The sequence below is a fragment of the Enterobacter sp. PL_is514 genome, assembly GCF_055816715.1.
On the sequence record NZ_JBVPGN010000034.1, the window covers coordinates 34,529 to 55,514 of the forward strand.

20 protein-coding genes and 1 pseudogene are annotated in these 20,986 nt (G+C 57.5%); 14 read left to right on the forward strand and 7 right to left on the reverse strand.

What is annotated here, in order from left to right:
• Positions 1-59 precede the first annotated feature (59 nt).
• From AC0TNG_RS15745 to xthA, 5 genes are read right to left on the reverse strand one after another with little or no spacing between them, the layout of a single operon-like run.
• Positions 60-680 carry an ATP-binding cassette domain-containing protein gene (locus AC0TNG_RS15745; RefSeq protein WP_024908559.1) on the reverse strand — a complete coding sequence of 207 codons (621 nt, stop codon included), beginning with the start codon at positions 678-680 and terminating at the stop codon, positions 60-62.
• Entirely contained in the window at positions 680-2,209 is a 1,530-nt protein-coding gene (locus tag AC0TNG_RS15750) for an ABC transporter permease family protein (protein WP_473712740.1), read from the reverse strand. The genes AC0TNG_RS15745 and AC0TNG_RS15750 overlap by 1 nt, the downstream gene beginning before the upstream one ends.
• On the reverse strand, positions 2,182-3,342 hold the full coding sequence (locus tag AC0TNG_RS15755) for an ABC transporter substrate-binding protein (RefSeq protein WP_473712934.1): 1,161 nt from the start codon (positions 3,340-3,342) through the stop codon (positions 2,182-2,184). Before AC0TNG_RS15755 ends, AC0TNG_RS15750 begins: the two co-directional genes overlap by 28 nt.
• A gap of 15 nt (positions 3,343-3,357) precedes the next feature.
• Positions 3,358-4,041, reverse strand: coding sequence for a TVP38/TMEM64 family protein (locus tag AC0TNG_RS15760; protein ID WP_090417315.1), 684 nt, complete (start codon positions 4,039-4,041; stop codon positions 3,358-3,360).
• A 6-nt stretch (positions 4,042-4,047) separates the two neighbouring features.
• Positions 4,048-4,854 carry an exodeoxyribonuclease III gene (gene xthA, locus AC0TNG_RS15765; RefSeq protein ID WP_473712741.1) on the reverse strand — a complete coding sequence of 269 codons (807 nt, stop codon included), beginning with the start codon at positions 4,852-4,854 and terminating at the stop codon, positions 4,048-4,050.
• Positions 4,855-5,287: 433 nt separating this feature from the next.
• Here xthA and astC point away from each other — a divergent pair, with 433 nt between their 5' ends.
• The 7 genes from astC (at position 5,288) to ves (ending at position 12,999) form a co-directional block, all read left to right on the forward strand.
• On the forward strand, positions 5,288-6,508 hold the full coding sequence (gene astC / locus AC0TNG_RS15770; protein WP_048991592.1) for a succinylornithine/acetylornithine transaminase: 1,221 nt from the start codon (positions 5,288-5,290) through the stop codon (positions 6,506-6,508).
• A complete protein-coding gene (gene astA, locus AC0TNG_RS15775) occupies positions 6,505-7,539 on the forward strand; it encodes an arginine N-succinyltransferase (protein ID WP_061715461.1) in 1,035 nt (344 codons plus the stop codon). The genes astC and astA overlap by 4 nt, the downstream gene beginning before the upstream one ends.
• The gene (gene astD / locus AC0TNG_RS15780) at positions 7,536-9,023 is read left to right on the forward strand and encodes a succinylglutamate-semialdehyde dehydrogenase (protein WP_248272214.1); all 1,488 of its coding nucleotides are present in this window, start codon (positions 7,536-7,538) and stop codon (positions 9,021-9,023) included. The genes astA and astD overlap by 4 nt, the downstream gene beginning before the upstream one ends.
• On the forward strand, positions 9,010-10,335 hold the full coding sequence (astB, locus tag AC0TNG_RS15785) for an N-succinylarginine dihydrolase (RefSeq protein ID WP_032650932.1): 1,326 nt from the start codon (positions 9,010-9,012) through the stop codon (positions 10,333-10,335). Before astD ends, astB begins: the two co-directional genes overlap by 14 nt.
• 10 nt (positions 10,336-10,345) lie before the next feature.
• Complete coding sequence (astE, locus tag AC0TNG_RS15790; RefSeq protein ID WP_463726850.1) at positions 10,346-11,311, forward strand: succinylglutamate desuccinylase; 966 nt, start codon at positions 10,346-10,348, stop codon at positions 11,309-11,311.
• Between the two features lie 338 nt (positions 11,312-11,649).
• A complete protein-coding gene (spy, locus tag AC0TNG_RS15795) occupies positions 11,650-12,144 on the forward strand; it encodes an ATP-independent periplasmic protein-refolding chaperone Spy (protein WP_023311279.1) in 495 nt (164 codons plus the stop codon).
• A 297-nt stretch (positions 12,145-12,441) separates the two neighbouring features.
• Positions 12,442-12,999: an environmental stress-induced protein Ves gene (gene ves / locus AC0TNG_RS15800; RefSeq protein WP_032650935.1), complete on the forward strand. Its 558-nt coding sequence runs from the start codon at positions 12,442-12,444 to the stop codon at positions 12,997-12,999.
• Here the strand turns inward: ves and cho are convergent.
• Complete coding sequence (gene cho, locus AC0TNG_RS15805) at positions 12,977-13,855, reverse strand: excinuclease Cho (RefSeq protein WP_032651203.1); 879 nt, start codon at positions 13,853-13,855, stop codon at positions 12,977-12,979. The genes ves and cho overlap by 23 nt on opposite strands.
• Before the next feature lie 148 nt (positions 13,856-14,003).
• Positions 14,004-14,828 carry an ammonia-dependent NAD(+) synthetase gene (gene nadE / locus AC0TNG_RS15810; protein WP_473712743.1) on the reverse strand — a complete coding sequence of 275 codons (825 nt, stop codon included), beginning with the start codon at positions 14,826-14,828 and terminating at the stop codon, positions 14,004-14,006.
• Positions 14,829-15,060: 232 nt separating this feature from the next.
• Here nadE and osmE point away from each other — a divergent pair, with 232 nt between their 5' ends.
• The 7 genes and pseudogenes from osmE to chbG all read left to right on the forward strand — a co-directional run bounded on the left by osmE (position 15,061) and on the right by chbG (position 20,911).
• On the forward strand, positions 15,061-15,405 hold the full coding sequence (osmE, locus tag AC0TNG_RS15815; RefSeq protein ID WP_010430142.1) for an osmotically-inducible lipoprotein OsmE: 345 nt from the start codon (positions 15,061-15,063) through the stop codon (positions 15,403-15,405).
• A gap of 281 nt (positions 15,406-15,686) precedes the next feature.
• On the forward strand, positions 15,687-16,004 hold the full coding sequence (gene chbB, locus AC0TNG_RS15820; RefSeq protein ID WP_008500676.1) for a PTS N,N'-diacetylchitobiose transporter subunit IIB: 318 nt from the start codon (positions 15,687-15,689) through the stop codon (positions 16,002-16,004).
• A 79-nt stretch (positions 16,005-16,083) separates the two neighbouring features.
• Positions 16,084-17,442 (forward strand): PTS N,N'-diacetylchitobiose transporter subunit IIC, encoded by a 1,359-nt coding sequence (gene chbC / locus AC0TNG_RS15825; protein ID WP_028017210.1) that lies wholly within the window; start codon positions 16,084-16,086, stop codon positions 17,440-17,442.
• A gap of 47 nt (positions 17,443-17,489) precedes the next feature.
• A complete protein-coding gene (gene chbA / locus AC0TNG_RS15830; RefSeq protein ID WP_024909443.1) occupies positions 17,490-17,837 on the forward strand; it encodes a PTS N,N'-diacetylchitobiose transporter subunit IIA in 348 nt (115 codons plus the stop codon).
• A gap of 11 nt (positions 17,838-17,848) precedes the next feature.
• Positions 17,849-18,685 (forward strand): annotated as a pseudogene (chbR, locus tag AC0TNG_RS15835) (transcriptional regulator ChbR); the annotation flags it as partial.
• Between the two features lie 109 nt (positions 18,686-18,794).
• Positions 18,795-20,150 carry a 6-phospho-beta-glucosidase gene (locus tag AC0TNG_RS15840; RefSeq protein ID WP_024909441.1) on the forward strand — a complete coding sequence of 452 codons (1,356 nt, stop codon included), beginning with the start codon at positions 18,795-18,797 and terminating at the stop codon, positions 20,148-20,150.
• An 11-nt stretch (positions 20,151-20,161) separates the two neighbouring features.
• A complete protein-coding gene (chbG, locus tag AC0TNG_RS15845) occupies positions 20,162-20,911 on the forward strand; it encodes a chitin disaccharide deacetylase (RefSeq protein ID WP_473702385.1) in 750 nt (249 codons plus the stop codon).
• Positions 20,912-20,986 lie beyond the last annotated feature (75 nt).

Here is a 20,986-nt window from a genome sequence, read left to right on the forward strand (position 1 = left end):
TCAGTAAAAGAGGGGGGCATTGTCGTCTCTCCCGAATCGGAAAACATTGCGTTAGCACATTATTGCCAGCGAGAAATCTCAATCAGCTCGCCGCCGGGCGGAATATCGTCTTCATCGTGCGTGACCAGCACCACCGGAATATTGCGCGCGCGGACGGCATCAAACACCCATGCCCGAAATGAGGCCCGCAACGCTTTATCGAGGCGGCTGAACGGTTCGTCCAGCAGCAGCGCCTGCGGCTCCGCGAGCAGGGCCCGCAGCAGGCTGACCCGGGCGCGCTCCCCGCCGGAAAGAGTGGCCGGATCGCTGGCGTAATGACCGCTCAGCCCGGCGGAATCCAGCGCCTGTTCGACCGCTTCCCGACGCGCGCGCCCGGCGATCCGTTCAGGCAGCGCCAGCAGCAAATTTTGCCCGACGCTGAACGGGTCGAACAGCAGCGCGTCCTGAAAGAGAATACCCAGCCCGCGGGACTCCACGGGAAGTCCGTCGCAGCGACGCGCGTCGAGCCACAGTTCGCCCCGTGCCTGGAAATCGTCTGACAGCGCGCCGACCATCCACGCAAATAGGGTCGATTTTCCGCTGCCGGACGGCCCCATCAGGGTGACGATCTCCCCGCGGGGCACGCAAAAACTGACCTCGCGGAAAAGCGGTTCGATGGTGAGATCTTTTACCTTCAGCATTATCGTAATCCTTGACGGTAGCGGCCCACGAGCCGGGATAACAGGGCGGCAAGACCAAACACCGTGCCCGTGACCAGCAGTAATCCCAGCGCCCGGTTAGCGAGAATCGGGATGCTGCCTCCGCTGCTGAGCGCGACGGTTTCGGTGGTCAGCGTGGCGAAACGCCCCGCGCCCAGCCACAACGTCGGCATGTATTGTGCCATGCTGACGGAAAAGCCGGTGGCAAAGGCCAGCAGCGCAGGGCGCACCAGCAGGGGGCATTTCAGCAGCAAGAATATTTTTTCCCGTCGCCAGCCGAGCGTTCTGGCGGTAAGAACAAGTCGGGGATCGATCCGCCGCCAGGCGGGTTGCAGCACCAGCAGCGTCCACGGTAATACCCACAGCAGATGGCTCCAGAGTACGGCGGCGTAGCGCCCGTCGAGTCCCAGGTGCAACGCAATTGCATACTGGCCGGTGACGAGCGGCAGCGCCGGAAGGGCGAGCGGTGACCACACCCACACCGCCCCGCGCTGCGGGCCCCATTCCAGCCAGAGAACGCTGATGAGCAGGGCGATCAGGCTCGAAAGCAGCCCGAAGGAAAGGCTGGTCCCCACGGGACCTACGTCGTCCCGCTGCGCCAGCATCAGCAGCACCGCGGCGCACAGGATGCCACACGCGGGCAGAAAGCCGCTGAGTGTACGTACAGGCAGAACGCGCTCAGACCTGCGGCGTGTCCCGCTGAGGTCAGGAACCCTGCGGCGCCATGCCTTCCATAAACCGTACCCAAGTGCGGCAAGCGCGGCTAGCAGCACGAGGAGTAGCAGGCACAGCAGCGTCCCTTTTGCCTGCTGCTGCGCGTCGCCCTGGCTCAGCCACTGCCAGGCCAGCACGGCCAGGGTAGGCGGGTTGCCGGGCCCGAGCACGATCGCCACGTCCACGACCGACAGCGACCACGCCAGCACCGCCAGCATCACCGCGCCGAGAACGGGCGCAATCGCCGGAAGGATCAGCCAGCTGAGCGTCTGAAAACGCCCATAGCCAAAGGTTTGCAGGACGATCTTCTGCAGTGCGAGCCGTTTTTCCGGCAGGACGGCGTAAATGGCCCACAGGACAAACGCGCTCTCTTTGACCGCGAGCGTCAGGCCCAGACCGACGCCGTAGCGGTCAAACGGCGGAGAACAGACGGTGCAGATCTGATAATACAGACCGCCCTCGGCAAACAGCAGTAACGCGCCGGTGGCGAACGCCACATGGGGGATCGCCAGCAGCCACGGCAGGCGGGTCGTGAGACGTCGCCAGCGCTTACCAGGCCACAGAAGGCTGACGAGGAAAAGGGCAATCAGCAACGCCCCCAGCGTGGCGATGAGCGTTGAGACCAGCGTGGCGACGGTCGCCTGAGGTAGCTGCGGATCGTTTAGCAGCCGCTGCCAGTTTGTCACCGAAAACGCCGGGGCAAGCAGCATGGCGCCGGCGGGCAGGACCGGCAGATAAATCACCGCCATCGCCAGCCAGACAAGCCCGCTCAGCGGGTGCCGTAACGACGCAGCCATTCCTGCTCCAGCGCGTTCACCCAGGCGGACTGCGGCTCTGCAAGCACCTTCGGCAGCCCCTGCGGCGTGTGGGCGAGCAGCTGTTTCGCTTCACCTTCGGGCAGCGTTTTCGCATCCAGTACGCTTGGGTCTCCCCAGACGGTCGGGTCTGCCTTGCGGATTTGCGCCCGCGGTGACAGTAGGAAATTAGCGACCACTTTCGCCCCCGCGCTCGCGCTGGCATTGGCCGGAATCGCCACAAAATGGACGTTGCCGAGCATCCCGCCCTGGAAACCAAAGCTGTAGCTGTCGGCGGGCAGTTCGCTGCTCGCCACTTTCTGCTGCACATGGGCCGGGTTAAAGGTCAGCGACAGGTTCAGACTGCCGCGGGCAAGCAGGGTGTCCATGCGCGCGGGCGAAGGGGGGAAGTCTTTGCCTTCGCGCCACAGCAGCGGGTGCAGCTTATCGAGGTAGGCCCAGAGCGGCGCGGTAACGTGGTCAAACGTTTCATCGGGTGCTTTTTGTAACGCCTCAGGACGATCGGTGAGGGTCAGAAGCAACTGCTCAAGAAATGCCGTGCCGGTAAAATCGGGCGGGCGAGGATAGCTGACCTTGCCCGGGTGCTGCTGCGCGTAAGCCAGCAGCGCCTGAGGATCCTCCGGCGGCGTCGGCATGCTGGCTTTGCGGGCGATAAAGGTCAGCTGCGCACCGCCCCACGGGGATTCCGCGCCGTCTGTAGGAATTGCAAAATCCTCCGTAACGGGCTTGCGGGTATCGACATAGCGCCAGTTTGGCAGCGTCTGCGCCCATCCGGTTTGCAGCAGGTTCGCTTCTTTTAACATGCGGAAGTTTTCGCCGTTGACCCACAGCAGGTCAACCGAGCCGTTGGCCTTACGCCCCGCGGCGGCTTCGGTCTGAATACGTTTTACCGCGTCGGCGGCATCCGCCAGCGGGACGATTTTGAGGGTAATGGCATAGTGCGTTTGCATCTCACCGCTGACCCACTCAAGGTAGCGGTTGACCGCCGGATCGCCGCCCCAGGCGTTAAACCAGACGGTCTGGCCTTTGGCCTGTTGTTGGATAGCGTGCCAGCTTTCGGCGGCAGAGAGGGGGGCTGCCAGCAGCAGACCGATCAGGAACGCGCAAAAACGCACACGGCGCATAATGCCTCACTTTTTAGCAGACGGGAGATAACGGGAAAACAGCCGGCGGGTGACCAGCGGTAATAACCCCAGTAGTGTAAAGGCGAATATCATGCCCGGCGACAAAATATCGCGCAGCGAGGTCACTTTTCCCAGCTCGCGCCCGGCGTTCAGAAAGACAACCGTCGCGGGCAGCATGGCGACCTGGCTGACCCACCAGTAGCGAAATACGCCAATCCGGGTCAGCCCCATCAGCAAATTCACCAGAAAAAACGGGAACAGCGGCATCAGGCGCAGGGCAAAAAGATAGCCCGCGCCGTCATGCGACATACCGGCGTTCACCGTTTTCATCTGCTGAGCAAACCGCCGCTGGACCCCGTCGCGCAGCAGATAACGACTGGCGAGCATGGCCAGCGTGGCCCCGAGCGTGGAGGCGAACGAGACCAGCGCGGTGCCTTCCCACAGGGGAAATAACGCCCCGCCCAGCAGGGTGAGGATCGCCGCGCCGGGTATCGACAGGGCGGAGACCGCGACATAGAGCGCAAAAAAGATCAGCGCGCTGCGCAGCGGCGCGTGGTCGACATGGGAAAGTAATGCCTGCTGGTGAGTTTTAATCCCTTCCAGGGAGAGGGTTCCCGGGGGAAGCATGACAAACGTCAGAATAAATGCGCCCAGAAGGGCGCACAGGAAAGCGATTTTTCGAATGTTCACGCGTCATTACAGCTTGAATTTAGCCCACACCGGCGCGTGGTCGGACGGTTTTTCCATGCTGCGGATATCGTAGTCGATCCCGGTTTCGATGCAGCGCTCGGCCAGCGGCGAACTGGCCAGCAGCAGGTCTATACGCAGGCCACGGTTGTCGTCAAAGCCTTTTGAGCGGTAGTCAAACCAGGAGAAGCGATCCTGCGTTTCCGGGTTGGCATTGCGGAAGGTATCCACCAGGCCCCAGCCCAGCAGGCGCTCCATCCACTCACGCTCTTCCGGCAGGAAGGAGCATTTGCCGGTACGCAGCCAGCGTTTGCGGTTCTCTTCGCCAATACCGATATCGAGATCCGTCGGGCTAATGTTCATGTCGCCCATGATCAGCACCGGATTCTCTTTTTTGAGTTCAGTTGTCAGGAAGTCCTGCAGATCCTGATAAAACTTCGCTTTGGCCGGGAATTTGGTTTCATGGTCACGGCTTTCACCCTGCGGGAAATACCCGTTAATGACCGTGATATTCCCGAGCGCAGAAGGCACTTCCGCCATGATGATGCGACGCTGCGCTTCTTCACCGTCGCTAGGGAAGCCGCGACGCACGGAAACCGGCGGCGCTTTGGTGAGCAGCGCGACCCCATAGTGTCCTTTCTGACCGTGATAGAAGACGTTGTAGCCGAGTTTCGCCACCTCTTCGAGGGGGAACATGTCGTCGTGAACCTTTGTCTCCTGCAGGCCGATCACATCTGGCTGATGTTGCTCAACGATAGCTTCAAGCTGATGAGGACGGGCACGCAGGCCGTTGATATTAAAAGAGACAAATTTCATAGTCGCTGCCAGTGCAAGGTGAATAGTGCATGGATGGTAGCAGAATTTGCGTCAACTGTTACCGGGTTCGACCAATAACTGCGACAGATAATGCCGGTGGTGCAATATTTGCACCATTCTGACGCGCTTCGCCCCCAAACAGGGCGTAAATGACCAATAAATTTCGCGAGCGATCACAATTCCAGAATTATATTTGGCCTGTGCATACTCTTTCTGATTTTCATGCGGCAAAGCGCCGCTTGTCGTAAAAATATTCACTTTTTATGCACTAACAGTGAATAACTCCATGTTGTAACTTGTTGATATTCTGTTACCTCAACCCGTTTATGCATTTTTATCGCTGGCTGGCACGAAGGCTGCAATCTACATTCACAGTGCAAACACTCAATTATTTAACATTCAAATAACCTTTTATTTACCGGATGAGGTCGCTATGTCTCTGTCAATTACGCGTGAAAATTTCGATGAATGGATGATGCCGGTTTACGCTCCGGCGGCTTTTATTCCGGTTCGTGGGGAAGGCTCGCGCCTGTGGGATCAGCAGGGTAAAGAGTACATCGACTTTGCAGGTGGGATTGCGGTCAACGCGCTGGGTCATGCGCACCCGGCGCTGCGTCAGGCGCTGAACGACCAGGCGGCGAAGTTCTGGCATACCGGCAACGGCTTCACCAACGAGCCTGCGCTGCGCCTGGCCAAAAAACTGATCGACGCGACGTTTGCGGAGAAGGTCTTTTTCTGTAACTCGGGGGCGGAAGCCAACGAGGCGGCGCTGAAGCTGGCGCGCAAATATGCGCACGATAAATTTGGAACCCACAAGAGCGGTATCGTGGCGTTTAAAAATGCCTTCCACGGACGCACGCTCTTTACCGTCAGCGCGGGCGGTCAGCCTTCCTATTCGCAGGATTTCGCGCCGCTGCCGCCGGATATTCGTCACGGTATTTATAACGATCTGCAGTCCGCCAGCGAGCTGATTAACGACACCACCTGCGCGGTGATCGTCGAGCCGATGCAGGGCGAAGGCGGCGTGCTTCCGGCGCAAAAAGCCTTCCTGCAGGGGCTGCGCGAGCTGTGCGATCGTCACGATGCGGTCCTGATTTTCGACGAAGTGCAGACCGGCGTGGGCCGCACCGGCGAGCTGTATGCCTATATGCACTACGGCGTGACGCCGGACGTGCTTTCGACCGCCAAAGCGCTGGGCGGCGGCTTCCCGATTGGGGCGATGCTGACCACAGATAAATTCGCCAGCGTAATGACCGTGGGCACCCACGGCACCACCTACGGCGGCAACCCGCTGGCTACCGCCGTTGCCGGACAGGTTCTCGATATCATTAACACTCCTGAGGTGCTGAAAGGCGTTAAGCAGCGTCACGACTGGTTTGTCGAGCGTCTGAATGCCATCAACAGCAAAACGGGGCTGTTTAAAGAAATTCGCGGTCTGGGGCTGTTAATCGGCTGCGAGCTCACCGCTGAGTTTGCCGGGAAAGCTAAACTTATTTCACAGGAAGCGGCAAAAGTGGGCGTAATGGTGCTGATTGCCGGTGCCAACGTGGTGCGTTTTGCGCCTGCGCTGATCGTCAGCGAGGAAGAGGTGCAAACCGGTCTGGACCGTTTTGCGCTGGCGTGTGAAAAAGTGAAATCCGGGGTGTCATCATGATGGTCATCCGTCCCGTTGAGCGTGGCGATCTCGCCGGGCTCATGCAGCTTGCCGGTAAGACGGGAGGCGGGCTGACCTCGCTTCCGGCCGATGAAAAAACGCTGTCGGCGCGCATCGAGCGCGCCCTGCATACCTGGCAGGGGACGTTGCCAAAAAGCGAGCAGGGGTATGTGTTCGTGCTGGAAGACACCGACACGGGAACCGTGGCCGGGATCTGCGCCATTGAAGTGGCCGTCGGGCTTAACGACCCGTGGTACAACTACCGCGTCGGCACCATGGTTCACGCCTCGAAAGAGCTGAACGTCTATAACGCGCTGCCCACGCTGTTTCTCTGCAATGACCACACGGGGGCCAGCGAGCTGTGCACGCTGTTCCTCGATCCGGCGTGGCGCAAAGAGGGCAACGGCTATCTGCTCTCCAAATCGCGCTTTATGTTTATGGCCGCCTTCCGCGATCGCTTTAACGAAAAAGTGGTCGCAGAGATGCGCGGCGTGATCGACGACACCGGCTACTCGCCGTTCTGGGAGAGCCTGGGCGAGCGCTTCTTTTCGATGGAGTTCAGCCGGGCGGACTATCTTTGCGGCACCGGCCAGAAAGCCTTTATTGCCGAACTGATGCCGAAGCATCCTATCTATACCCATTTCCTCAGTCCGGAAGCGCAGGCGGTGATCGGCGAAGTGCATCCGCAAACCGCGCCCGCCCGCGCGGTGCTGGAGAAAGAAGGCTTCCGCTACCGCAACTATGTCGACATCTTTGACGGCGGGCCTACGCTTGAGTGCGATATCGACCGCGTGCGCGCGATCCGTAAGAGCCGGCTGGTTGAGGTCTCTGAAGGCCAGCCCGCGCCGGGCGACTGGCCCGCATGCCTGGTGGCGAACGAAAATTACGCCAACTTCCGCGCCATGCTGGTGCGAACCAACCCGAAATGTGAACGTCTGGTGCTGACGGCTGCTGAGCTCGATGCCCTGAAATGTAACGCCGGCGATACGGTTCGCCTGGTGCGTCTCTGCCCTGAGGAGAAAACAGCATGACATTATGGATTAACGGTGACTGGGTCACGGGTGAAGGCGAACAGCGCGTAAAGACCAATCCGGTTGGAAAAGAGGTGCTCTGGAAGGGGCATGACGCCAGCGCCGCGCAGGTAGATCAGGCCTGCCATGCCGCTCGCCGTGCGTTTCCGGCGTGGGCAAAACAGCCTTTCGCCGTGCGCCAGGCAATTGTTGAAAAGTTTGCCGGGCTGCTGGAGGCAAACAAGGCTGAACTGACGCGCATCATCGCGTCTGAAACCAGTAAACCGCGCTGGGAAGCGACAACCGAAGTGACGGCGATGATCAATAAAATCGCCATTTCGGTCAAGGCGTACCATACCCGTACCGGCGAACAGCGCACCGACATGCCGGACGGCGCGGCCACGCTGCGCCACCGTCCGCACGGCGTGCTGGCGGTGTTTGGTCCGTACAACTTCCCGGGGCATCTGCCGAATGGCCACATTGTGCCCGCGCTGCTGGCGGGCAATACCGTTATTTTCAAACCGAGCGAGCTCACGCCATTAACCGGCGAGGCGGTGGTTAAGCTGTGGGAACAGGCCGGCCTGCCGCCGGGCGTGCTGAACCTGGTGCAGGGCGGACGTGAAACCGGCCAGGCGCTGAGCGCGCTGAGCGATATCGACGGCCTGCTGTTTACCGGCAGCGCCGGGACGGGCTATCAGCTGCACCGCCAGCTGGCGGGGCAGCCGGAAAAAATTCTGGCGCTGGAGATGGGCGGCAACAACCCGCTGATTGTGGAAGATCCTGATGATATCGACGCCGCGGTGCACCTGACGATTCAGTCCGCCTTTATTACCGCCGGACAGCGCTGCACCTGCGCCCGCCGCCTGCTGGTCAAGCGCGGTGCGCAGGGCGATGCCTTCCTGAAGCGTCTGGTAGAAGTGAGCGCGCGGCTGGTACCTGCCGCGTGGGATGCCGATCCGCAGCCGTTTATCGGCGGGCTGATTTCCGAACAGGCCGCGCTGAACGTACTGAAGGCCTGGCATGACCACGTCGCGCGCGGCGCGAAAACCCTGCTCGAGCCAAAGCAGGTTCAGCCGGGCACCTCGCTGCTGACGCCGGGCATCGTTGAGATGAGCGGCGCGAGCAACGTGCCGGATGAAGAGGTCTTTGGCCCGCTGCTGTGCGTCTGGCGCTATGACGATTTCGATGCGGCGATTGCGATGGCGAATAACACCCGCTACGGCCTGTCGAGCGGGCTGATTTCACCGCATCGCGAGAAGTTTGAACAACTGCTGCTGGAAGCGCGCGCCGGTATTGTGAACTGGAATAAACCGCTGACCGGGGCCGCGAGCACCGCGCCGTTCGGCGGCGTGGGCGCGTCGGGCAACCATCGCGCCAGCGCGTGGTATGCCGCCGATTACTGCGCGTGGCCGATGGCGAGCCTGGAAACCCCGGCGTTGACGCTGCCGGAGACGCTTAATCCGGGGCTGGATTTTACCGGAGGGGATCGTCATGAAAGCGCGTGAAGTTAACTTTGACGGGCTGGTGGGGCTGACGCACCACTATGCCGGTCTCTCTTTTGGTAATGAAGCCTCGACGAAGCATCGCTTTCAGGTCTCGAACCCGAAGCTGGCGGCGAAGCAGGGGCTGCTAAAAATGAAGGCGCTGGCTGATGCCGGTTTCCCGCAGGCGGTGATCCCGCCGCAGGAGCGTCCGAACGTGGCGGTGCTGCGTCAGCTCGGCTTTAGCGGCACCGATGAGCAGGTGGTTGAAAAAGCGGGTACGCAGACGCCGCACCTCCTCTCGGCGGCAAGCTCGGCCTCTTCGATGTGGGTGGCCAACGCCGCGACCGTCGCGCCGTCAGCCGATACGCTGGATGGCAAAGTTCATCTGACGGTGGCGAACCTGAACAATAAATTCCACCGCGCCACCGAAGCGGAAACCACCGAGCGCGTGCTGCGCGCCATTTTCAACCATGACGCCCATTTTGAGGTGCATCAGGCTCTGCCGCAGGTGGCGATGTTTGGCGACGAAGGCGCGGCTAACCATAACCGCCTGGGGGGCGATTATGGCGACCCGGGCCTGCAGCTGTTTATCTACGGGCGAGAAGAGGGGGGCCACGCCGCGCCAACCCGTTATCCTGCGCGTCAGACGCTGGCAGCCAGCCAGGCGGTTGCCCGCCTGAACCAGGTCAATCCTTCCCAGGTGATTTTTGCCCAGCAAAACCCGCATGTGATCGATCAGGGCGTGTTCCACAACGACGTGATTGCCGTTTCCAACCGCCAGGTGCTGTTCTGCCACGAGCAGGCGTTTGCCCATCAGGAGAAGCTGCTCGCCACGCTGCATGAGCGCGTGCGCGGCTTCACGCCAATTCAGGTGCCAACGGAGGCGGTGAGTGTGCAGGATGCGGTCGAAACGTATCTGTTCAATAGCCAGCTGCTCAGCCGCGATGACGGCAGCATGATGCTGGTCCTGCCGCAGGAGTCCCGGGATCATCAGGGCGTGTGGCGCTACCTGACCGAGCTGGTGAAGGCCGATAACCCGATTGACGAACTGCGCGTGTTTGATCTGCGCGAAAGCATGGCTAACGGCGGTGGCCCAGCCTGTTTACGTCTGCGCGTGGTCTTGACCCAGGACGAAATGCAGGCGGTTAACCCGGCGGTCATGATGAACGATACGCTCTTTACCCGTCTGAATGACTGGGTCGATCGCTACTATCGCGATCGGCTAACGCAGGCGGATCTGGTTGACCCGCAGCTTCTGCGTGAAGGACGCGAGGCGCTGGACGCATTATCGACAATCCTGCAGCTGGGATCGGTTTACCCGTTCCAGCGCTAAAGGAGTGGATATGGAAAATTTACTGGCGCTGACCCTGGCCAATGAGACGCCGGAACAGAAAGAGGGGGACGGCCCCTCATTTCGCTGGCGGTGGCTGGGGCGCGGGGTGCTTGAGCTGACGCCGACCGCAAAAAGCGATCTCTCGCTGCTGCTTTCAACGGGCATTCACGGGAATGAAACGGCACCCGTTGAGATTGTCGATCTGCTGCTGCGCGCGCTGTATCGCGGTGAGATCGCCCTGACGTGCCGCGTGCTGGTGGTGCTCGGCAATCCGCCTGCGCTGGCGCAAAACAAACGGTACCTGGTCAGCGACATTAACCGCATGTTCGGCGGGCGCTGGGCGCAGTTTCCGCAGAGTGACGAAACGGCGCGGGCAGCGTGGCTGGAGAGCGTGGTGACCACGTTTTTTGCCGCTGCGGGACCGGCGCGCTGGCATCTGGATCTGCATACGGCCATCCGCGCGTCCTACCATGTTCGCTTCGGCGTGCTGCCGCAGCGCAATCAGCCGTGGGAGGAAGATTTCCTGAGCTGGCTGGGAGACGCCGGGCTTGAGGCGCTGGTCTTTCACCAGTCGCCGGGCGGAACCTTTACGCACTTCACCTGTGAGAACTTTGGTGCGTTGTCCTGTACGCTGGAGCTGGGGAAAGCGCTGCCGTTTGGCCAGAACGATCTCACCCGCTTTGCGCCTACGCATCTCGCCCTTCGGGCGCTGCTGGGAGGAAAGGCTCCCGAGCACGCGCATCAGCCCGTTGAGCGGTACCGTGTCGTACAGCAGATCACGCGCCGCAGCGATGCCTTCCTGCTCCACATGGCCGCACATACTCTGAACTTCACCCCGTTTCGCAAAGGGGCGCTGCTGGCCGAGGATGGTGAGGAGCGTTACGAGGTGCAGAAAACCACCGAGTATGTTTTATTCCCTAACCCCACCGTCGCGTTTGGCCTGCGGGCCGGGCTGATGCTGGAAAAAATATCCTGAACCTTTCCCCTCTCATCATTCGGGAGGGGGAAGTAAAAAACTTTTCTTAACGATTAAAGCGCTTGCGCTTGTTTTGCAGAATATTCCTGGTGAATTGCTTTATTATTCGCCCTCACTCCGTTATAATTCTGCTAAATCGCTTTAAAATCATCGTATTGAATATTTTTTGTTGCAACTCTCCACGCTTTATCCTTATTTCCTCCACATTTGGCGAAAATTTGTTTTTTACACTTTCATTGTTTTACCGTTGCTCTGACTAATTGACGATAAACCCCGTAAAGTTAATCTCGTCAGCACGGCATAGCGCCGAAGAATAACTGAAAGAAAGGAAATAAATTATGCGTAAGTTTACTGCACTGTTTGTTGCTTCTACCCTGGCTCTGGGCGCTACCAGCATGGCGTTCGCCGCAGATACTGCGACCACCACCACTGCCGCGCCTGCTGAAGGCAAAATGATGATGCATCATAAAGGTCCGGGTATGCACAACGAGATGATGATGTTTAAGGATCTCAACCTGACGGATGCGCAGAAACAGCAGATCCGCGATATCCGTAAAGGCGAACGCGACCAGATGAAACGTCCTCCGCTGGAAGAGCGTCGTGCGATGCATGACATCATCGCCAGCGACAGCTTCGACAAGGCGAAAGCCGAAGCGCAGATCGACAAAATGGCCGAGCAGCACAAAGCCCGCATGCTGGCTCACATGGAAACCCAGAACAAGATCTACAACATTCTGACCCCGGAACAGAAAAAACAATTTAATGCGAATTTTGAGAAGCGTCTGACAGAACGTCCGGCGATGGAAGGTAAAATGCCAGCACCAACCGAATAATCGGTTCACACTCTTAAGACCGCCGGGATCCTGTCCACAAAAGCGCAATCGCTGTGGACAGGACCGGCGGTTTTTCTTTCCTGCCCTCTTGCCTGCCGCCGCCAGCGCGGTATCCTCCTGTAGTCGCTTCAGAGAATGTTTGTAGAGTCATGGCGTTAGCATTTTTATTAACGTCGCGCTAAGGCCTGCCCGCTCTGCTGCCGATACTGTTTCTGTGAATACCCAACGATAACAAACAAGACAGCAACGATAGCGATATCCTTGCCCTGGCACGGGTTGTGCCATTCAGGAGTGGTGATGGAGTTCTTTGATATCCGTAAGATGCCGGTCAGCCTGTGGCGCAATGGCGCTGGCGAGACGCGTGAGATTTGCTGCTTCCCTCCCGCGACGCGGGATTTTCACTGGCGTGCCAGTATCGCGACTATTGCCAGCAACGGCGAATTCTCCTCGTTTCCCGGCGTCGATCGGGTGATCACCTTGCTGGAAGGGGGAGAGGTGACGCTGGATGCTGGTCAGGCGTTCTTCCATACCCTGAAGCACCATCAGCCCTACAGTTTTGCCGGCGATTTGCCGGTGAAAGCGCTGCTGAGTGATGGGCGGATGGCGATGGACTTTAACATCATGACCCGGCGCGACTGCTGCCAGGCGAAGGTGCGCGTCGCTGACCGTACCTTTACTACCTTTGGCTCACGCGGGGGCGTGGTGTTTGTGTTAAGCGGGGCGTGGCAGCTGGGTGATAAGTTGCTGACGGCCGATCAGGGCGCCAGCTGGGAGGAGGGTACCCATACGCTGCGTCTGCTGGAGGCTCAGGGTACCTTATTGTTCAGCGAAATCACATGGCTGCCAGGCCATTGAGTTCAATGATCTCAAACTTACCGGCCAGGACCGGTTTACAGAGAATTTTGTAGCCATCGTGGTCAAATCCGGCGGGCGTGCGCAGCAGGGTTGCCGCGTCGTTGATGTCGTCGACGGCGCCCAGCCAGAGCCAGTTGTTGACGATGTGATACTGGGTCATTGTCTCGCCCACCTCTTTTAGCGCAACGGCGCTTTCCCACGGCCAGCAGTTCACGCTGATGGCCGCCAGACCGCTGAGGAGCCGGGCGTGATGCGCCTCAACGCTCTCTTTCCCGCAGCAGGCACCGGCGCAGCGCTTCAGCGCGGATCGAAAACAGGCGCGTCCGCGGGTGGTTGCCTCCAGGCCCAAAAGGCTGTAGCAAAGCTGGAGCTCGTCCGCCAGCGTCTGCAGCGCCTGAAGTGCGGCACGTTTATTGGCGAACAGCCCATAGAGATTCGGGGCATGAGAAAAATCGACGTCGCGCGCGTAGACGACTTGCGGCTTGCCCTCGCTGATCTGCAGGGAGCAGAGCTGACGGTTGCGGCGCAGACGCTTGTTGAACAGCGGCTGCTGTTCTTTTATCAACCGCGCCTCCAGCAACAGCGCGCCCATTTCTCCGGCCGTCTGGAACCAGGTAATGCGTCGCGACTGGCGCAGCATGGCGGCCTCGTCCGGGGTGCGAAGATGGGATAACACCCGACTGCGGATGTTAACGCTCTTGCCGATGTAGAGCGGCAGGGTGTCGCTTTCGCCGTGAAAGATGTACACGCCCGGCTGTTTAGGCAATGCTTCAAGCCAGGGGCGAAGGTGCTCGGGATATTCGTAGATAGCCGCCGCTTCAAACTCAAGACGCGGGGCGGATTGACGCCTGCTCACATACTGCTCCATATACTGTTCAGGTATACAGTGTAGCAGGAGTGTGGTGGTTAAAAAAGAGCCGGGTGGCGGCTGCCCCTCACCCTAACCCTCTCCCCATAGGGGAGAGGGGATTGTCCTCTGCTTGCATAAATTTGCGGAGAAACGTTTATTTCCAGAAATCGTCAAACACCGTAATTGGCGTGTGGCGCTTGTGCTCGGTTTTCAGGTACCAGCCTTCGATGATTTTCGCGGTACCTTCATCCAGCTTTTTGCCTTCCAGATAATCATCAATGTTGTCATAGGTGACGCCAAGGGCCGCTTCATCCGGCAGGGAAGGGCGATCGTCCTCAAGGTCCGCTGTCGGCGCTTTCTTATACAGATGCTCAGGACAGCCCAGCGCGGCCAGCAGCTGCTTACCCTGACGCTTGTTCAAACGGAAGATCGGGTTAATGTCGGTGCCGCCGTCGCCGTATTTGGTGAAGAAACCGTTGATCGCTTCTGCCGCATGGTCGGTGCCGACGACGACGCCTTTGGTCATCCCGGCGATGCTGTACTGCGCTTTCATGCGCTCGCGGGCTTTTTCATTGCCGCGAACAAAATCGCTCAGCTCAATGCCCGCTTCGCGAAGCGCCTGCTCGCTTGCCAGCACCGAGCCCTTAATATTCACGGTCAGCACGCGGTCAGGCTGAATGAAGGTAATGGCATCCTGGCAATCCTGCTCGTCCGCCTGCACGCCATAAGGAAGACGCACCGCGATAAACTGCAGCGTCTCATCGCCCGTCTCTTCGCGAAGCTCTGAAATCGCCATCTGGCAGAGTTTACCGGTCAGGGTAGAGTCCTGGCCGCCACTGATGCCCAGCACCAGGGATTTCAGGAAAGCGTTCTTTTTTAAGTACGATTTTAAAAAATCCACGCTGCGGCGGATCTCTTCATGTGCATCTACCGTGGGCTTCGCGCCCAGTGCCTGAATAATCTCTTGTTGCAGAGCCATCACGCCCTCCATATGCAGTACATAAACAGATTGTGTTAGCTGTTAAAACTAACCCTTTGGGCGAGAAACGACAAGGATCACAGTTTCGAGTGCGCTAATTTGCGCCGATTTAGCAGGTTATCGTTGTTTTATTAGAATTTTCCGAAATTCGTCTGGCGTAACTCACAAAGTTGAACAATAGTACTTTTTATCCCATGCTTATATAACACGCTGATAAACAAGAGGACGGAATATGAACAAGAACGTAGCAGGAATTCTTAGCGCAGCGGCGGTACTGACTATGCTGGCAGGGTGTACAGCTTACGATCGCACCAAGGATCAGTTTACGCAGCCCGTAGTAAAAGACGTTAAAAAAGGGATGACCCGTTCGCAGGTGGCCGCGATTGCCGGTAAACCTTCTTCTGAAGTGACCATGATTCATGCGAAAGGGACCTGCCAGACCTATATCCTGGGTCAACGTGATGGTAAGGCAGAAACCTACTTTGTCGCGCTGGATGATACCGGTCATGTGATCAACTCCGGCTATCAGACCTGTGCTGAATACGACACCGATCCGCAGGCACCTAAGGCGCAGTAACCCTCCTTGCCTGAGGATGTTAACAAACCGGCCCAGGGGCCGGTTTTTTTATGCATACGTAAATCTTATTTCTTTGCGCGAATTATTTGCCCGAAATGTGAAGGGAGTCAACAAGCCAGGTCAATGAGAGACAATTTGAGTCTATCCAGAATTATCCCCTGTCTGTACCATTGCGTATACTCACTCCAACGATAAACAACAGTACGCAAGCTACCTGTCTGCCGGGACAGCGAGTCGAGTGATAGCGCGATGGCAGGTAGTCATACAAGAGGGAAAACACGATGGAAAAGAAACATATCTACCTGTTCTGCTCAGCGGGCATGTCAACCTCGCTTCTGGTGTCAAAGATGCGTGCGCAGGCTGAAAAGTATGAAGTCCCTGTGGTGATTGAAGCGTTTCCAGAGACGCTGGCGGGCGAAAAAGGCCAGACAGCCGATGTCGTTTTACTGGGGCCGCAAATTGCCTATATGTTGCCCGAAATTCAACGACTGTTACCGAATAAACCTGTCGAAGTGATCGACTCGGGGCTGTACGGCAAGATTGATGGTTTAGGTGTTCTTAAAGCTGCTGTGGCAGCAATTAAAAAAGCTGCTAATTAATTTTTATTTTTCCCGTCAAAGAGTTATTTCACACACAATACGCCGTAACATGCGTTACGGCATTTAAGGGTATTTTCCTATGAGTAAAGTCATCGCTTCACTTGAAAAGGTACTCCTTCCTTTTGCTGTTAAAATAGGAAAGCAGCCTCACGTTAATGCCATCAAAAACGGTTTTATTAAATTAATGCCGTTGACGCTGGCCGGGGCCATGTTCGTTTTAATTAACAACGTTTTTCTGAGCTTTGGTGAAGGTTCCTTCTTTTATTCATTAGGAATTAGGTTAGACGCTTCCACTATTGAAACCCTTAATGGTTTTAAAGCCATCGGCGGCAACGTCTATAACGGTACGTTGGGGATTATGTCGCTGATGGCGCCTTTCTTTATTGGGATGGCACTGGCAGAAGAGCGTAAAGTCGATCCGCTGGCTGCCGGGTTATTATCCGTTGCTGCCTTTATGACCGTCACGCCTTACAGCGTGGGTGAAGCCTATGCCGTCGGTGCCAACTGGCTGGGTGGGGCCAACATTATCTCCGGTATTGTTATCGGTCTGGTGGTGGCAGAAATGTTCACCTTTATTATCCGTCGCAACTGGGTTATCCGCCTGCCGGATAGCGTACCGGCTTCCGTTTCCCGTTCATTTTCCGCGTTGATTCCGGGCTTCATTATTCTCTCTATCATGGGGATTATCGCCTGGGCGCTCTCCCACTGGGGCACAAACTTCCACCAGATCATCATGGACTCTATCTCTACGCCACTGGCGTCGATGGGTGGCGTGGTCGGTTGGGCGTATGTGATTTTCACCTCTCTGCTGTGGTTCTTTGGCGTGCATGGTTCACTGGCACTGGCCGCGCTGGACAGCGGGATTATGACCCCCTGGGCACTGGAAAACGTTGCGCTTTACCAGCAGTACGGCTCCGTTGACGCGGCGCTGGCAGCCGGTAAAACCTTCCATGTGTGGGCGAAGCCGATGCTTGACTCCTATATCTTCCTGGGCGGTACCGGGGCGACTTTGGGTCTGATCATCGCGGTCTTTATTGTCTCTCGTCGTGCTGATTACCGTCAGGTCGCGAAGCTGGCGCTGCCATCAGGCATCTTCCAGATTAACGAACCGATTCTGTTCGGTCTGCCAATCATCATGAACCCGGTCATGTTCATTCCGTTCATCCTGATTCAGCCGCTGCTGGCCGCTATCACCCTGACGGCGTATTACATGGGCATCATTCCACCGATTACCAACATTGCACCGTGGACCATGCCAGCAGGTCTGGGCGCCTTCTTCAACACCAACGGCAGCGTCGCAGCCTTCCTGCTGGCGATATTCAACCTCGGGATTGCCACCCTGCTGTACATGCCGTTCGTGGCGATTGCCAACAAAGCCGCCACCATCATTGATGAAGAAGAGAGCGAAGAGGATATTGCCCTCTCACTGAAATTCTAAGATTGACCGGCGCGGGGAAGCCCGCGCCAGCCACAAGGAGCTTAAACATGTTAGATTTGGATAGTATTGTCGCAGACGAAGCCGCCGAGAACGATCTTGAAGAAGTGGTGATGGGGCTTATCATCAACTCCGGACAGGCCCGCAGCCTGGCCTATGCCGCACTGAAGCAGGCCAAGCAGGGGGATTTCGCCGCCGCGAAAACCATGATGGAACAGTCCCGCACGGCGCTGAATGAAGCGCACCTGGTGCAGACAAAGCTGATTGAAAGCGATCAGGGCGAAGGGAAGATGAAGGTCAGCCTGGTGCTGGTCCACGCGCAGGATCACCTGATGACCTCGATGCTGGCGCGTGAGCTGGTGGCGGAGCTCATTGAGCTTCACGAGAAGATGCAGTAAGTCAGACTGAGCAGCAGGAGGTCAGCACGATGGAAATTAAAACCGCACTTGAACAGCAGCTGTTTAATGGCAAAAATTTTCATGTGGTTATCTACAACAAAACGGAGAGCGCCAGTGGTCTGCACCAGCATGACTACTACGAGTTCACGATTGTTCTGACCGGTCGCTACTACCAGGAGATCAACGGTAAGCGCGTCCTGCTTGAGCGAGGGGATTTTGTCTTCCTGCCGATGGGGTCTTATCACCAGAGCTTTTACGAATTTGGTGCCACCCGCATTCTGAATGTGGGCGTCAGCAGACGTTTCTTCGAGAAGCACTATCTGCCGCTGGTGCCGTTCTGCTTCGTTGCCTCCCAGGTCTATCGGGTCAAAAACGAGTTCATGACCTGGATTGAGACGGTTATCGCTTCGCTTAACTTCCGCGACAATGAATTTGATGAGTTTATTGAAACGGTGACCTTCTACGTGATGAACCGGCTGCGCCATCATCGTGAAGAGCAGCAGGTGACGGATGATATTCCGCAATGGCTGCGCGGCACCGTTGAGCTGATGCACGATAAAGGCCAGTTCAGCGAAAATGCGCTGGAAAATATGGTGTCGCTGTCGGGCAAATCCCAGGAATATCTGACCCGTGCAACGCAGCGCTATTATCGTAAAACGCCCGTGCAAATTATTAATGAAATCCGCATTAACTTTGCCAAAAAACAGCTGGAAATTACCAACTATTCTGTCACCGATATTGCGTACGAGTCAGGATACAGCAGTCCCAGTCTGTTTATTAAGACCTTTAAGAAATTGACGTCATTCACACCGAACAGTTACCGGAAGAATTTAACGGTAATGAATTAACTTTCGGCGGATTATCCGCCACAAATATTGCTTTAATGGCTTGCCCAAATAGCGGGAATAGTACGCTATACCTTGCAGGCGATTAACCTGATACGCTAAGGGAGATATTATGCAGAAGAAATTAAAAGTCGTAACCATTGGTGGCGGCAGCAGCTATACCCCGGAATTACTTGAAGGTTTCCTGAAACGTTATCATGAATTACCGGTCAGCGAATTATGGCTGGTGGACGTTGAGGAAGGTCAGGAGAAGCTGAATATTATTTTCGACCTGTGCAAGCGCATGGTGGAAAAAGCGGGCGTGCCTTTGACCGTGCATAAAACCCTGGACCGTCGTCTGGCGCTGAAAGATGCGGATTTCGTCACTACCCAGCTGCGCGTTGGCCAGCTGAAGGCGCGCGAGCTGGACGAGCGTATTCCGCTGAGCCACGGCTATCTGGGGCAGGAGACCAACGGCGCAGGCGGCCTGTTTAAAGGTCTGCGTACCATCCCGGTCATTTTCGACATCGTCAAAGACGTGCAGGAGATCTGCCCGAACGCGTGGGTGATTAACTTCACCAATCCGGCCGGGATGGTCACTGAAGCGGTCTATCGTCATACCGGCTTCAAACGTTTTATCGGCGTCTGCAACATTCCGATCGGCATGAAGATGTTTATCCGCGACGTGCTGGCGCTGACCGACAGCGACGATCTCTCCATCGATCTGTTCGGCCTGAACCACATGGTGTTTATTAAAGATGTCATCGTGAACGGAAAATCGCGCTTTGCCGAGCTCCTCGACGGCGTAGCTTCCGGTCGCCTGACGGCGGCATCCGTGAAAAACATCTTTGACCTGCCGTTCAGCGAAGGGCTGATCCGCTCGCTGAACCTGCTCCCGTGCTCGTACCTGCTTTACTACTTCAAGCAGAAAGAGATGCTGGCCATCGAAATGGGCGAGTACTATAAGGGCGGCGCGCGCGCGCAGATCGTTCAGAAGGTCGAGAAGCAGCTGTTCGATTTGTATAAAGACCCGAACCTGAACGTCAAACCGAAAGAACTGGAGCAGCGCGGCGGGGCCTACTACTCCGATGCGGCGTGTGAAGTGATCAACGCCATCTACAACGACAAGCAGGCGGAACACTATGTCAACGTGCCGCATCACGGTCATATCGACAATATCCCGGCGGACTGGGCCGTCGAGATGACCTGCATCCTGGGGCGCGAGGGCGCTAAACCGCATCCACGCATCACCCACTTCGATGATAAGGTCATGGGCCTGATCCACACCATTAAGGGCTTTGAAGTGGCGGCAAGCAACGCGGCGCTGAGCGGCGAGCTCAATGATGTTCTGCTGGCGCTGAACCTCAGCCCGCTGGTGCATTCAGACCGCGATGCGGAGCAGCTGGCCAGCGAGATGATCCTGGCACATGAAAAATGGTTGCCGAATTTTGCCGCCACGATCGAGAAGCTGAAGTTCAAACACCACTAAGAGGACGCACAATGGAAAACCTGCTGATCGTTAATGCTGATGACTTTGGTCTCTCGAAAGGCCAGAACTACGGCATTATTGAAGCCTGTCGCCGGGGGGTTGTGACCTCTACCACGGCACTGGTGAATGGTGAGGCGGTTGAACACGCGGCGCAGCTGAGCCGCGAGGTGCCGGCGCTGGGCGTCGGCATGCATTTTGTGCTGACGCTCGGGATGCCGCTTTCGCCAATGCCGGGCCTGACGCGCGACGGACAGCTTGGAAAGTGGATTTGGGAACTGGCGGAGCAGGATGCTCTGCCGCTCGAAGAGATTGTCCGCGAGCTGGACTGTCAGTTCAACCGCTTCGTTGATGTGTTTGGTCAGGCGCCGACGCATATCGACAGCCATCACCACGTGCATATGATCCCGGCGATTTTCCCGATTGTCGCCGGGTTTGCCCAGCGCAAAGGCGTGGCGATGCGCGTGGATAGGGAGGCGCGCGGCGTGCCCGACTGCGACGTGACAACCACTGAGGGGTTCAGCAGCGCATTTTACGGCGACGAGATCGACGAAGTGCTGTTCCTGAAGGTGCTGGACGATTCCGCCGCGCGGGGGGAAAAGTCGGTAGAAGTGATGGCGCATCCGGCTTTTGTCGATAACACCGTGCGGAAAAGCGCCTACTGCTGGCCGCGCCTGGCGGAGCTGGACGTGCTGACGTCGGCGTCGCTGAAGTATGCGATTGCCGAGCGCGGGTATCGGTTGGGGACGTTTGGGGATCTTTGAGATAAAGCCCGGTGGCGGCTTCGCCTTACCGGGCCTACAAAACCAATCGAATGTAGGCCGGGTAAGCGCAAGCGC